Consider the following 12,262-nt stretch of genomic DNA (forward strand, 5'->3'; position numbering starts at 1 on the left):
TCATAACAGGGAGCTGGCAAATGTTCAAAACCGTTTTCACTCTTTTCCGCGGCACCTTGGCCGCGGCGGAGGAGGAGCTGCAGGATCGCTCGGCCCTCCTCATCCTCGACCACCAGATGCGCGACGCGGCCTCTGCCGTCGATCGCTCCAAGCGAACGCTGGCGCTGGCGATTGCCGGAGACCAGCAGGAGGGCCGTCGGCTCGAGGCGACCAACGCGCGGATCGGCGATCTCGAGCTGCGCGCCACGGCCGCGCTGGAAGGCGGCCGTGAGGATCTGGCGCGGGAGGCCGCGCAGGCGATCGCCAATCTCGAAGCCGACCGCGACGCCGCGATGACTGCGCGCACGCTGTTTGGTCAGGAGATCGCGCGGTTGAAGCGCCATGTCGCCAATGCCGAGGCGCGGCTGACCGAGCTCGACCGCGGCCGCCGCATCGCCCGGGCTTCCGACGCGGTGCGCTCGCTGCGCCGGAGCGGCACCGAGGCGGTGCGCCCATACGAATCCACGCTGCCGGAGGCGGAGAACACGCTGCGCAAGTTGCGCGAACGGCAGATGGAAGCCCAGGCCGCCGATGAGGCGCTGATCGAACTCGACGCCGCCAGCGGACCGCTCGCCACCGCTGAGAAGCTCGCCGAGCTGGGCTTTGGTCCCCGCATGAAATCGACTGCCGACGACGTGCTCGCAAGGCTGAGAGCCAAGCGCGCACCTGCTGCCTGAACTGTGAAGCTTTCAATATCATTCATTCAATTAGGAGACTGTCATGAAGCAGAATACCCAACACAGCCCCGCCTGGATTACCTTTACTTACGTCTCGTTCGCCGCTTCGGCTTTCATGGTTGGTATCGGCATCTGGCTTCTGCCGGCCGACCTTTCCATCAAGGGTTATCTGATGATGGGTTTCCTGATGCTGGTTCAGTCCTGCATCACCATGACCAAGACGATGCGCGACGTGCATGAGAGCGACCGCCTGGTGAACCGGCTCGAAGACGCCAAGGCTGAACGGATCCTGATGGAAGTGTCCAAGGCGGCCTGACCAGGCAGCCGGAGATGGAACGAACTTCGCGAGGCGGCGGATGTCTGGCATCCGCCGCTTTTTGCCGCGAGGATGCATCGATGACGGCGCGCAAGGGAGCATTTACCTTCTCACCATGAGCGCCGCCTGGCGCTTACAGCGCCTTAATGGGCGAAGGGCAGTAATCTGGCCCGACAACGGGCAGCGGCATGGCGTCTTGGAGTAGAATCTCGGTCTCGCGCTTGCGGGAAAGATTTGGCAAAGCCGGCGTGGCACTGGCGCGCCTGCCTGGCCACGCCACCTTCTGGCTCAAGGCGTTGTCGCAGCCAAACATCGATCTCACCTTGCGCACGCATGCGGGCCTTCGCACGCGCATCGTCGAGCGTCCGGGCGTCTCGCTGCCGCAGGAGGAATTGGCGGCACTGGTCTCGCAGCTCCGCGTCGTGGCCGCCAAGACGCTGCCGCAGGAGAGCCTGACGTACGGCATCTTCTCCGGCGAGCCAGAGCGTCTCGCGCGCGCCATCGTCACGCTGATCTCCGAGGAGGAAACCGAACGGCCGATCGCCTTCAATGCGCTGTCGGTGATGGAGGTCGAGCTCGACGGCGCACCGATCGACGTCACCCATCTCGGCCTCGTCATGGTCGACCCTGACGTGCGCGGGCAGGGGCTGTCCTGGGTGCTCTATGGCATGACCGCACTGGTGCTGTTCGCGCGCGACGGGCTGCGTCCGAAATGGATTTCCAATGTCACGCAGGTGCCGGCGGTGGTCGGCATGGTCTGTGAGACATTTTCCGATGTGTACCCGTCGCCGCTATCAGGCGCGCGGCGCAGTTTTGCGCATCTGCAGCTCGCGCGCGGGATCATGGCGCGTCATCGCGCGGTGTTTGGTGTCGGTTCCGAGGCCGGCTTTGACGAAGAGCGCTTCGTCATCACCAATGCCTACACCGGCGGCTCGGATGCGCTGAAGAAGAGCTTCGAGATCGCGCCAAAGCACCGCAATGCGATCTATGGCGAGTTCTGCGCTCGCGAGCTCGATTATGCGCGCGGCGATGACGTACTGCAGCTCGGCCGCATCGATCTGGCCGGCGCGCGGCGCTATCTGACCAGCGAGGTGCCGGCGGGCTCGCTGCCGGCGCTGATTGCCGCCTCCGCCGTGCTGGCGTTGCAGCGGCTGGTGTTACCGTTCTTCCACTGGTTGGATGACACGCGCGCGTTCGGCTCGCTGCGGCCGCGTTCTCGCGACAAGGATGGGCGCCGATGAATCCCGGGATCGTCGCCGATTCCATCGTCAATCTCTGCGGTGCGATCGGGCTCTGCGTCGCGATGATGACGTTCTACTGGCGCGACCCGAACAGCCCGCTGACGCGGCGCCTCTTGTTCGGACTCGGCGTGATCGCGCTCCTGTTCCTGGTGCGCGGCGTGGCGTGGTGGAGCGGCAGCGATGTGCTGGATCGCCTGAGCGTCATTCCGGCGGCGCTGATCCCGCTTGGCGCGCTTGTCGTGACCGAAGGCATGCTGCGGCGGCATGCGCCGCGCGTGGTGAAGATGCTGGCGGTGTTCGGTGGCATCCTGCTCGGCCTTGGCGGCGCGCTCGGGCTTGCCCGGTTCACGATGGCTTATGCTGTTTCGTTGTCGCTGTTCCAGCTTGCGGGCTTTCTCGTCTGTGCCTTGTTGCTCGCGCGCCGCGATCGCGCTTCGCTGATGGCGTCGGAAAACCGCAGCATCGGACGCCTCGCAGCTGGCGCGCTGATCGTGATTCCGTTCGTGATCACCGATTTCCGCACGCTGTTTCCGGACATCCCGGTCCGGCTGGGTGCGATCGGCGCGCTCTTGACCGTGACCGTGATCCTGATCGCAGGGGGCGGTGCCGAGACGCGGCGTCACGGGCTTGCGCTGATGACCTTGCGGCTTGGCAGCTCGGCGCTGCTCGGCATCGCCGCCGCCTTCATCGCCGGCGATGTCGATGCCGCGCAGATCGAGCGCTTCTGCGCGGTCGCGGTCGCCGGCGTGCTCACGATCGCCCTGATGACGGATGCGCTGCGCGCGGTGTTCGAGGCGCAGGAGCCGGGGGTCTTGAATGCGGCAGCGCTGTCGACGGCGAGGACGCGTGACGAACTGATCGCCGAACTGGCGCGGCATCCGATCTTCGAGCACGCGCGGCGCTACAGCGAGGCCGAGCTCGCCAGTTACGATCCGCCGCGCTTGCGGGAATTGTTCGCTACGCAGCGGCTGCTGCGCCGGTCGGGTGCGCCCTGGGGATTTTCACCTGACGACGCCGCGGTCGAGCGCGTGCTCTCGCTGATTGCGGCCAACAGCGCCACGCATGTGATCGTGCTCTCGCATGATCCGGTCGACCTGATCGTGCTCGCCGTGCCCGTCACATCAGCCGATCCCGCCACCGAAACCGCGCTCGCACTGGTGCGGCGGTTGCTGGCGCTGACGCCAGAGACGGTGTGAGGTCGGCGGAAATCCGCCGGCCCCTTTGGATCTCCGCTCGCCTATCAGCCGCAGACCTGCGTCGGCTGTGTACGCCAGCCGTGCGTGGTGTGGACGCGGCGATTCACGACATAGCAATTGCCGTTGTCGTAATAGGTGTCGCCGTAGCCGTAATACGGGTAGCCATAGCCGTACGGATAGTCGTAGGCATAGTCGTCGTAATAATAGGGATCGTACAAGCCGAGGCCGAAGCCCGTGCCGAAGGCGAAGCGCCGTCCATGGAAGCCGCGGCCGCGGAAGCCGCCACCACGGAATCCGCCGAAGCCCTGATGAATACCGCCGAAGGCGTTGTGGAATCCGCCGCCGGCAAAGCCGCCGCGGAAACCACCGCCGCCGAAGCCGCCATGGAATCCGCCACCGCCAAATCCGCCGCCATGAAAGCCGCCGCCACCAAATCCGCCGCCGTGGAAGCCGCCGCCACCGCCAAAGCCGCCACCATGGCCGCCGCCGCCTCCGCCACCACGTGCCAACGCCACCGTCGGCGCCGCCGCAAGACCAACCGATGCAGCCGCCAACAATGCGATAACCATCTTGCGTAACATTACACCACTCCGTCAGTATCGCACCCAGCCCGCGATCATGATGAGGTGGCGATCATTTGCGAGATCGCGATGCGCACACCGCTCAACTCCGTGCGAGCGTCTTTAAATTCCAGTTTAGAGAGAATTGAACGGCGCAGTCGGAGCAGCGCCGCGGTATTACATCGGAAATGAAAACGCCCGCTTTGTTGCGGGCGAAAAAGCGACCGCGGCGCGAAAGCTGCGGTCGCGGTCCCGGAATTCGCATGGAGGAGCGCTGCAGCGCTGCTCGATATCCGTGAGGCGGCGACTATTTTCCCTTTACGAACGCCGCGAAAGCATCCGCATAATCCGGATGCCAGCGCGACAGTGCGGGACGGTTCTCGACGATGTCGCCGACGGCCCAGAGGATGCGCCGCTCGTCGAGCTGCCGGGGCACATCATTGTCAGGGCAAAGGATGTAGAAGTCGCCCGCGTCCAGCCGCTCGATCATGAAGTCGACCGTTTGCTCGGCCGTCCAGGCGCTGGCCGGCTTCTCGGCGCGGCCGCGTGCGGTCAGGCCGGTGAAGACGAAGCCGGGGATCAGCAGATGTGCGGTGAGACGGGAGCCGGGCGTATTACGCAATTCGTGCTGCAGCGCCTCGGTGAAAGCCTTCACGCCGGCCTTCGATACGTTGTAGGCGGGGTCGCCCGGAGGCGTGGTGATGCCCTGTTTGGAACCGGTGTTGATGACGAGGCCATCGCGCCCGCGCTCGATCATGCGCGGCACGAAGGCCTGCGTGCCGTTGATGATGCCCCACAGATTGACGCCGAGAATCCGCTGCCAGTTCTCGTGCGGACCGAACATCTGGCTGCCCGGCTGGACGCCTGCATTGTTCATCAGGATGTCGGTGCCGCCGAACCGTTGTTGCACCGCGCTTTCCAGCTTCACGAGGTCCTCGAACCGGCTGACGTCGACGGTTTCGGTCATGATGCTGTCGGCGCCACCGGGCGCGATCGATGACAGTTTTGTAGCGGCTTCCTTGAGGCTGACGGCACTGACGTCGGCGACGCATACTTTCATGCCCGAAGTTGCGAAGCGCATGGCGGCGGCGAGCCCGATGCCGGACGCGCCTCCGGTGATTACGGCGACATGATTTGGCGACATGGCGGGGTGGGGCATCGTCTCTCTCCGACAAATATGTGGCAGCGATCTGTAGGCTAACACGGCGGGCATGCCATGCGCGAAGGTGCATGGGAGGTCTTCATTGCCGCACTGCCCGCCAAGAGGCCGGCTGCTTTACGGATTCTGGTCGCCGTTGTAGAGTTCCGCATATAACGGGTCTGAAACCTGCAAGGCCCGTCATATAAATCTCGTTCCATATCAAGGGAGTGCAAACATGGCTGTCACACAGGCAATTCCGATCACGCGTCACCCCTACGCGGACGGTTCCTACAAGAAGATGCTGATCGACGGCCAATGGGTCGATGCGGCCTCCGGTAAAAAGTTCGAGACCCACAATCCCGCGACCGGCGAATTGCTCGCGACGGTGGCCGAAGGCGATGCCGAAGACATCAACCGCGCGGTGGCAGCGGCGCGTCGTGCCTTCGAGGGCCCGTGGAGCAAGGTCAAGCCGTTCGAGCGGCAGAGCATGCTCTTGAAGCTCGCCGACCTGGTGGAGAAGAACTTCGAGGAACTGTCGCAGCTCGATACGCTCGACATGGGCGCGCCGATCAGCCGCACCCGCGGCAACCGCCTGCGCGTGCTCGGCATGCTTCGTTATTATGCCGGGCAGGCGACCGCGCTGCATGGCGAGACCATCGAGAACTCGCTGCCGGGCGAGATCTTCTCCTACACCTTAAAGGAGCCGGTCGGCGTGGTCGGTGCGATCATTCCCTGGAACGGGCCCTTGGCGGCGACGGTCTGGAAGATCGGCCCGGCGATTGCGACCGGCTGCACGGTGGTGCTGAAGCCGGCGGAAGAAGCGCCGCTGACGTCGCTGCGGCTTGCCGAGCTCTGCATGGAAGCCGGCATTCCGCCTAGTGTCGTCAATGTGGTGCCGGGATACGGCGAGACCGCAGGCGCGGCGCTCTCCTCACATCCGGGCGTCGACAAGGTCGCCTTCACCGGTTCGCACGTCACGGGCCAAGCGATCGTGCGGGCGTCGGCCGGCAACCTCAAGCGCGTCTCGCTCGAGCTCGGCGGCAAGTCGCCGGACATCGTGTTCGCCGATGCCGATCTCGACCAGGCGGTGCCGGGCGCGGCGATGGCGGTGTTCGCCAATTCCGGGCAGATCTGCAGCGCGGGTACGCGGTTGTTCGTCGAGCAGAAGGTCTATGACGAGTTCGTCGGCCGTGTCGCCGAATTCGGCAAGAAGCTGCAGGTCGGCAACGGCATCGATCCGAACACGCAGATCGGCCCCCTGGTGTCGCAACAGCAGATGGATCGTGTCAGTGACTATCTCGATATCGGCCAGAAGGAAGGCGCGAGGGCTGTTGCCGGCGGCGCGCGGCTGACCGAAGGGCCATTGGCAAAAGGCTATTTCGTGCAGCCGACGGTGTTCGCCAATGTGCAGGACAATATGCGCATTGCGCAGGAGGAGATCTTCGGGCCCGTCATCTCCGCGATCGCCTTCAAGGACACGGATGAACTGATCCAGCGCGCCAATGCGACGATGTTCGGCCTCGGCAGCGGCGTGTGGACCACCAATGTCAGCAAGGCGCACCAGGTTGCGCGCGCGCTGCGCGCCGGCTCGGTCTGGGTCAACTGCTACCAGGCGATGGACCCGGCGGTGCCGTTCGGCGGCTACAAGATGAGCGGCTACGGCCGTGAATCCGGCAAGCAGCATTTGGAGGAATATCTCAACGTCAAGGCGGTCTGGATCAAGACGGCCTGAAACGAACACCTCTCTCGTCATTCCGGGATGCGCCGAAAGGCGCAGGCCCGGAATCCATCGGGCCGCAGATTGCGTGGACAAATGGATTCTCTGATGTGCAATTGCACATCATAGCTCGCGCTTCGCGCGCCCCGGAATGACGGCTTATCGGCGATAGGCCGCCACTTGCTTTTCAGCGGCGCGCGCCTCCCCTATAGTGCCGGCAACGACAACACAAATATCGGGGCAGGCATGAAATTCCCGTCGCTTTTCTCTCCTCTCAAGATCGGACCGTACCAGCTCCAGCACCGCGTGGTGATGGCGCCCTTGACGCGGATGCGCGCCGAAAAACCGTCGCTCGCGCCGCGGCCGCTGAACGTGGAATATTACGCTCAGCGCGCTACGCCGGGTGGGCTGATCATTGCGGAAGCCTCGCCTGTCGTGAATACCGGGTTCGGCAGTCCCGGCATTCCCGGCATCTACAGCGAGCAGCAAATTGCCGGCTGGCGGAAAGTAGTCGACGCCGTGCATGCCAAGGGCGGCATCATCTTCCTGCAGCTCTGGCATGTCGGCCGCGTCTCGCATTCCTCGTTCCAGCCTGGCGGCGCGCTGCCGGTCGCGCCATCAGCGGTGGCGATCTCCTCCGAGTTCAAGGCGATGACGGCGGACGGCAAGGTGGTCGATTACGAGACCCCGCGCGCGCTCGAGACCTCCGAGATTCCCGGCGTCATTGAGGCCTATCGCGAGGGCGCGAGGAACGCACTGAAAGCCGGCTTCGACGGCGTCGAGATCCACGGCGCCAACGGCTATCTGATCGAGCAGTTCCTGCAATCGCGCAGCAACCTGCGCACCGACCAGTATGGCGGGTCGATCGAGAACCGCGTGCGCTTCCTGATGGACGTGACCAGGGCCGTTGTCGAGGTCTGGGGCGCGAACCGCGTCGGGGTGCGGCTGTCGCCTTATGGCATCGCCAATGGCAGCGGCGAGGCCGACCCGATGCCGCTGTACAGCCACGCCATCAAGCAGCTGGATCCGCTTGGGCTGGCCTATCTGCACTTCATCGAGCCGCGTTCCTCCGGCGCTGGCCGCGCCGAGGTCAATCACCAGAACGTGCCCTCGGCGATGGTGCTGTATCGCCCGATGTGGAGCGGCGTCCTGATCACAGCCGGCGGCTTCACCGGCGAGACCGCGGATGCCGCAATCGCCGCGGGACACGCGGATGCGATCGCCTTCGGCCGCATCTTCATCTCCAATCCGGACCTGCCGCGCCGCCTGCAGCGCAGCTATCCGATCACACCGTATAATCGCGCGACGTTCTACGGCGGCGAGGAGAAGGGATATACGGATTATCCCGTGCACGACGAGATGGCGCAGGCGTAAACACCGCCGTCATTGCGAGCGTAGCGAAGCAATCCATGGTTCCGCGCGTGGAGAGATGGATTGCTTCGTCGCTTCCGCTCCTCGCAATGACGAGGAAAACGAGGAGCGACAATGGCCAAAGCAGCCGCTGCAGGAGGGATCGCGTCGGGCCAATGCCTGTGCGGCGCAGTTCGGCTCGAGATCGACGTGCCGGCGCGCTGGGCCTGGCATGATCATTCCGCGCCGAGCCGCCGCGCGCATGGGGCGGCCTATGCGACCTATGTCGGGAGCTGGCGCAAGCGGTTCCGCATCGTCGCGGGGAAGGATGCGATCACGCGCTACGAGGATGACGCGACGAAGACCGTGCGCAGCTTCTGCGCGACCTGCGGGACGCCTCTATTTTACGAGCGCGCTCGCTCGCCGCACATGGTGAACATTCCGCGCGCGCTGTTCCTGGGCCGTACCGGCCGGCAGCCGCTCTATCACGTCGCGATCGAAGAGCTGCAGGAGTGGGCCTATACCGGCGAACCGCTGGTGCCATTGAAGGGTTATCCCGGCGTGGTCTGGCATCGCTCGAAAAAGAAGAAGCGCCCCGATCGCGAGGGGATGTTTTGAATTTTCGTAGCCCGGGTGGAGCGCAGCGCAACCCGGGTTCGCCCGTGGCTCCCCGGATTACACTGCGCTCCATCCGGGCTACGGTCCTACGGCGCTGCATCGCAAGGCAGCCATGAGCGCAGGCGCGATTGCTCGGGGCGTGCAAGTTTGGTCATGATGCCTCATCCCGCGCGCCAATGAGCCCGAGGGTAGGAGGAGACATGAAGAATCGCATTACCGGGCGTTCGGCGTTCCTGGCGCTGTTGAAGGACGAGGGCATCACGCATCTGTTCGGCAATCCCGGTACCACCGAATTGCCGATCATGCATGCGCTGAAAGACCATCCCGACCTCACCTATGTGATGGCGATGCAGGAGAGCCTGGTGGTGGCGATGGCCGACGGCTTCAGCCGCGCCTCCGGCAAGCTCGTCGCCTGCAACGTCCATGTCGCGCCCGGTCTCGGCAACGCGATGGGCTCGCTGTTCAACGCCAAATTCACCGGCACGCCGTTGATCCTCACTGCCGGCCAGCAGGAGCAGGGCCACGGCTTGACGGAGCCGGTGCTCTATGGGCCGCTGGTGCAGATGGCGGAGCCGCTGGTGAAATGGGCGGTCGAGGTGACGCGACTGGAGGATCTGCCGCGCATCGTGCGCCGCGCCGCCAAAGTCGCGACCACGCCGCCGACCGGACCGGTGTTCATCTCGCTGCCCGGCGATATCCTCAATTCCGAAGCCGGCATCGAGGTCGGCCGGGCGACCCGCGTCGACACGCGGGTGAAGCCGTCAGATGAATCGCTGCAGGCGCTGGTCGCGCGCATCCTCAAAGCCGAGCGGCCGGTGATCGTCACCGGCGATGAGATCGTCAAGAGCGATGCGCTGCAGGAAGCCGCCGAACTCGCGGAAACGCTCGGCGCGCCGGCCTATCAATCTTCGACGCCCTATGGCGCGCACTTCCTCTCCGAAAGCCCGTGCTTCATGGGCGCGATCGCTCGGGTTCAGAAACTTGCGCGGGAGACGCTCGCGCCCTACGACCTCATCATCGCACTCGGCGGCGATCCCCTGCGGATGTCGGTTTATAGCGAGATCGATCCGCTGCCGGATGGGCTCGGGATCGTGCAGGTCGGTCTGGTCGACTGGGACCTCGCCAAGAACTACGGCGCGGAGATTGCGCTGAAGGCCGACGTGAAGGAAACCCTGCGTGCGCTGATCCCGGCGCTGAAAGCGGCGGGCGGCGGCGCGCTGGAAGCGCGGGCAAAGCAGGGCGTTGCGGCGCTGGCGTCAAAAAACTGGGCCGCGAAGCGCAAGGCGCTGGTCGACCAGATCTCGAAAGCCGAGGGCACCTCGCCGATCGATCCGGACTGGCTGGCGCTGCAGGTTGTCGAGGCGATGCCTGACAATGCGATCCTGGTCGATGAAGGCCTGACCTCGTCGCGCCAGATGATTGCGCTGCGCCCGCACCGCGACCGCTATGGCTATCACGCGCTCGCCTCCGGCGGCATCGGCTGGGGATTGCCGGCATCGGTCGGCGTCAGCCTCGCCAATCCGCAGCGACCGGTGGTGTGCTTCTCCGGCGACGGCAGCGCGATGTATTCGATCCAGTCGCTGTGGACCGCGGCCAACCACAAGCTGCCGCTGACGTTCGTCATCGTCAACAATGGCGGCTACCGCATCATCAAGCAGCGCCTCCTCGCCTTCCACGGCGATGATCACTATGTCGGCATGGATTTCGTCGACCCGCCGGTTGATTTTACTGGCGTTGCGAAGTCGCTTGGATTGGAAGCGATCCGGATCACCGATCCCCGCGAACTCAAGAGCGCGATGCGCTCCGCGTTCGGCCGGCCGGGTACGAAGCTGATCGAGGTGGTGGTCAGTAATTCGGTGAATTGAGCCACGAGTCGTAGGGTGGGCAAAGCGAAGCGTGCCCACCATCCACGTTCGGTGCAAGAAAGGTGGGCACGCTGCGCTTTGCCCACCCTACGATTCTTCGATTTATTCCGCCGCCGCGGCGTGCGGCTTGATGCGGTAGCGGCTGGCGGGGTGCTCGTTCGTGAGCCTTGCGCGGCCCGCGCCGAACAATTTCTCGCGCAGCGTGCCTTGTACATAGTCCTGCTTGTATCGGCCGCGGCGGGTCAGCTCCGGCACCAGCATGTCGGAAATATCCTCGAAATCGCCGGGCGAGATCGCAAACGCGACGTTGAGGCCATCGACGTCGGTCTGTTCGAACCAGCGCTCGATGTCATCGGCGACCTTTTCCGGTGTGCCGACCACGACCGGGCCGATGCCGCCGATGCCGACATGCTCGGCGACCTCGCGCACGGTCCAGATGCGATCGGGATCGGCGCGGGTGATGTTGTCCATCGCGGTGCGGCCGGCGTCGTTGTGGACATGGCGGACTTCCTGGTCGAGGCCGTAGGTCGAGAAATCGACGCCGGTCCAGCCGGACATCAGCGTCAGCGCGCCCTCATGGCTGATGTGGCTGCGATAGTCGGCATATTTCGCGTTTGCTTCGGCCTCGGTGCGGCCGAGGATGACGGTCATCATGCTGAACATCAGGATCTCGGCCGGATTCCGGCCCTTCTGGGCGGCAAGCTCACGGATGGCGGAGACTCGCGGCGCGATCACCTTGGCCGACGGTCCCGACATGAACACGCATTCGGCATGCTCGGCGGCGAACTGCCGGCCGCGCGGCGAGGTGCCGGCCTGATAGAGCACCGGCGTGCGCTGCGGCGACGGCTCGCTCAAATGCAGCGCGTTGAGGCGATAATTCTTCCCCTCGTGCTTGACGGGATGCACCTTGGCGGGATCGGTGAAGATGCTGCGCGCGCGATCGCGGATCGCAGCGTCGTCTTCCCAGCATCCTTCCCAGAGCTTGTAGACCACTTCCATATATTCGTCGGCGATCTCGTAGCGGTCGTCATGCGCCGTCTGCTTGTCCTTGCCGGCGCCGCGCGCGGCAGAGTCGAGATAGCCGGTCACCACGTTCCAGCCGACGCGGCCTTCGGTCAGATGATCGAGCGTCGACATCCGCCGGGCTAATGTGTAGGGCGGCTCGAAGGAGAGATTGCTGGTGACACCGAAGCCGAGATGCTTCGTCACCGCGGCCATCGCCGGAACCAGCAGCAGGGGATCGTTCACCGGCGTCTGCGCGGCATTGCGCAGCGCAGCGTCCGGGCCGCCGCCGAACACGTCGTAGACGCCGAGCACGTCGGCCAGGAACAGACCGTCGAACCGGCCGCGCTCCAGAGTCTTGGCGAGATCGAGCCAGTAGGGCAGGCGGTTATACTCCGCGGTGCGGTCGCGCGGATGGGTCCACAATCCCGGCGACTGATGCGCCACGCAGTTCATGGCAAAGGCGTTGAGCCGGATTTGTTTTGTCATCGTGGGCAATCTGAGAAGCGCGGCATCGCTGCCGCGCCAAAGCGTGGAAGA

General features: G+C 64.8%; 11 protein-coding genes. 8 read left to right on the plus strand and 3 right to left on the minus strand.

What is annotated here, in order from left to right; all coding sequences use genetic code 11:
• Window positions 1–20: 20 nt before the first annotated feature.
• From ACZXDY_RS26300 to ACZXDY_RS26315, 4 genes are all read left to right on the plus strand, one after another.
• Window positions 21–716, plus strand: coding sequence for a PspA/IM30 family protein (locus ACZXDY_RS26300; protein ID WP_464347514.1), 696 nt, complete (start codon window positions 21–23; stop codon window positions 714–716).
• Window positions 717–759: 43 nt separating this feature from the next.
• Window positions 760–1,032 carry a YiaA/YiaB family inner membrane protein gene (locus tag ACZXDY_RS26305; RefSeq protein WP_464347515.1) on the plus strand — a complete coding sequence of 91 codons (273 nt, stop codon included), beginning with the start codon at window positions 760–762 and terminating at the stop codon, window positions 1,030–1,032.
• A 188-nt stretch (window positions 1,033–1,220) separates the two neighbouring features.
• Entirely contained in the window at window positions 1,221–2,273 is a 1,053-nt protein-coding gene (locus ACZXDY_RS26310) for a hypothetical protein (RefSeq protein WP_464347516.1), read from the plus strand.
• Window positions 2,270–3,469, plus strand: coding sequence for a hypothetical protein (locus tag ACZXDY_RS26315; RefSeq protein WP_464347517.1), 1,200 nt, complete (start codon window positions 2,270–2,272; stop codon window positions 3,467–3,469). The genes ACZXDY_RS26310 and ACZXDY_RS26315 overlap by 4 nt, the downstream gene beginning before the upstream one ends.
• Window positions 3,470–3,513: 44 nt before the next feature.
• On the opposite strand, the gene ACZXDY_RS26320 is transcribed toward ACZXDY_RS26315, so the two are convergent.
• Together ACZXDY_RS26320 and ACZXDY_RS26325 are read right to left on the minus strand one after the other, a co-directional pair.
• Entirely contained in the window at window positions 3,514–4,050 is a 537-nt protein-coding gene (locus tag ACZXDY_RS26320; RefSeq protein WP_464347518.1) for a hypothetical protein, read from the minus strand.
• Window positions 4,051–4,336: 286 nt separating this feature from the next.
• Window positions 4,337–5,188 carry an SDR family NAD(P)-dependent oxidoreductase gene (locus ACZXDY_RS26325; RefSeq protein WP_464347519.1) on the minus strand — a complete coding sequence of 284 codons (852 nt, stop codon included), beginning with the start codon at window positions 5,186–5,188 and terminating at the stop codon, window positions 4,337–4,339.
• 217 nt (window positions 5,189–5,405) lie between these two features.
• Here ACZXDY_RS26325 and ACZXDY_RS26330 point away from each other — a divergent pair, with 217 nt between their 5' ends.
• The 4 genes from ACZXDY_RS26330 (at window position 5,406) to ACZXDY_RS26345 (ending at window position 10,720) form a co-directional block, all read left to right on the plus strand.
• On the plus strand, window positions 5,406–6,902 hold the full coding sequence (locus ACZXDY_RS26330) for an aldehyde dehydrogenase family protein (protein ID WP_464347520.1): 1,497 nt from the start codon (window positions 5,406–5,408) through the stop codon (window positions 6,900–6,902).
• 231 nt (window positions 6,903–7,133) lie between these two features.
• Complete coding sequence (locus ACZXDY_RS26335) at window positions 7,134–8,261, plus strand: alkene reductase (RefSeq protein ID WP_028168064.1); 1,128 nt, start codon at window positions 7,134–7,136, stop codon at window positions 8,259–8,261.
• 111 nt (window positions 8,262–8,372) lie between these two features.
• Window positions 8,373–8,855, plus strand: a complete 483-nt coding sequence (locus tag ACZXDY_RS26340; protein ID WP_028168063.1) for a GFA family protein — start codon at window positions 8,373–8,375, stop codon at window positions 8,853–8,855.
• Between the two features lie 200 nt (window positions 8,856–9,055).
• Window positions 9,056–10,720: a thiamine pyrophosphate-binding protein gene (locus ACZXDY_RS26345; RefSeq protein ID WP_464347521.1), complete on the plus strand. Its 1,665-nt coding sequence runs from the start codon at window positions 9,056–9,058 to the stop codon at window positions 10,718–10,720.
• Between the two features lie 102 nt (window positions 10,721–10,822).
• Here ACZXDY_RS26345 and ACZXDY_RS26350 read toward each other — a convergent pair whose 3' ends face one another.
• On the minus strand, window positions 10,823–12,211 hold the full coding sequence (locus tag ACZXDY_RS26350) for an LLM class flavin-dependent oxidoreductase (protein WP_464347522.1): 1,389 nt from the start codon (window positions 12,209–12,211) through the stop codon (window positions 10,823–10,825).
• Window positions 12,212–12,262 lie beyond the last annotated feature (51 nt).

The sequence above is a fragment of the Bradyrhizobium sp. LeoB3 genome, assembly GCF_055456055.1.

Bases quoted from the DNA above. Each gene is read 5' to 3' on its own strand.
- ACZXDY_RS26300 (WP_464347514.1), top strand. From the start codon at position 21: ATGTTCAAAACCGTTTTCACTCTTTTCCGCGGCACCTTGGCCGCGGCG.
- ACZXDY_RS26305 (WP_464347515.1), top strand. From the start codon at position 760: ATGAAGCAGAATACCCAACACAGCCCCGCCTGGATTACCTTTACTTAC.
- ACZXDY_RS26310 (WP_464347516.1), top strand. From the start codon at position 1,221: ATGGCGTCTTGGAGTAGAATCTCGGTCTCGCGCTTGCGGGAAAGATTT.
- ACZXDY_RS26315 (WP_464347517.1), top strand. From the start codon at position 2,270: ATGAATCCCGGGATCGTCGCCGATTCCATCGTCAATCTCTGCGGTGCG.
- ACZXDY_RS26320 (WP_464347518.1), bottom strand. From the start codon at position 4,050: ATGTTACGCAAGATGGTTATCGCATTGTTGGCGGCTGCATCGGTTGGT.
- ACZXDY_RS26325 (WP_464347519.1), bottom strand. From the start codon at position 5,188: ATGCCCCACCCCGCCATGTCGCCAAATCATGTCGCCGTAATCACCGGA.
- ACZXDY_RS26330 (WP_464347520.1), top strand. From the start codon at position 5,406: ATGGCTGTCACACAGGCAATTCCGATCACGCGTCACCCCTACGCGGAC.
- ACZXDY_RS26335 (WP_028168064.1), top strand. From the start codon at position 7,134: ATGAAATTCCCGTCGCTTTTCTCTCCTCTCAAGATCGGACCGTACCAG.
- ACZXDY_RS26340 (WP_028168063.1), top strand. From the start codon at position 8,373: ATGGCCAAAGCAGCCGCTGCAGGAGGGATCGCGTCGGGCCAATGCCTG.
- ACZXDY_RS26345 (WP_464347521.1), top strand. From the start codon at position 9,056: ATGAAGAATCGCATTACCGGGCGTTCGGCGTTCCTGGCGCTGTTGAAG.
- ACZXDY_RS26350 (WP_464347522.1), bottom strand. From the start codon at position 12,211: ATGACAAAACAAATCCGGCTCAACGCCTTTGCCATGAACTGCGTGGCG.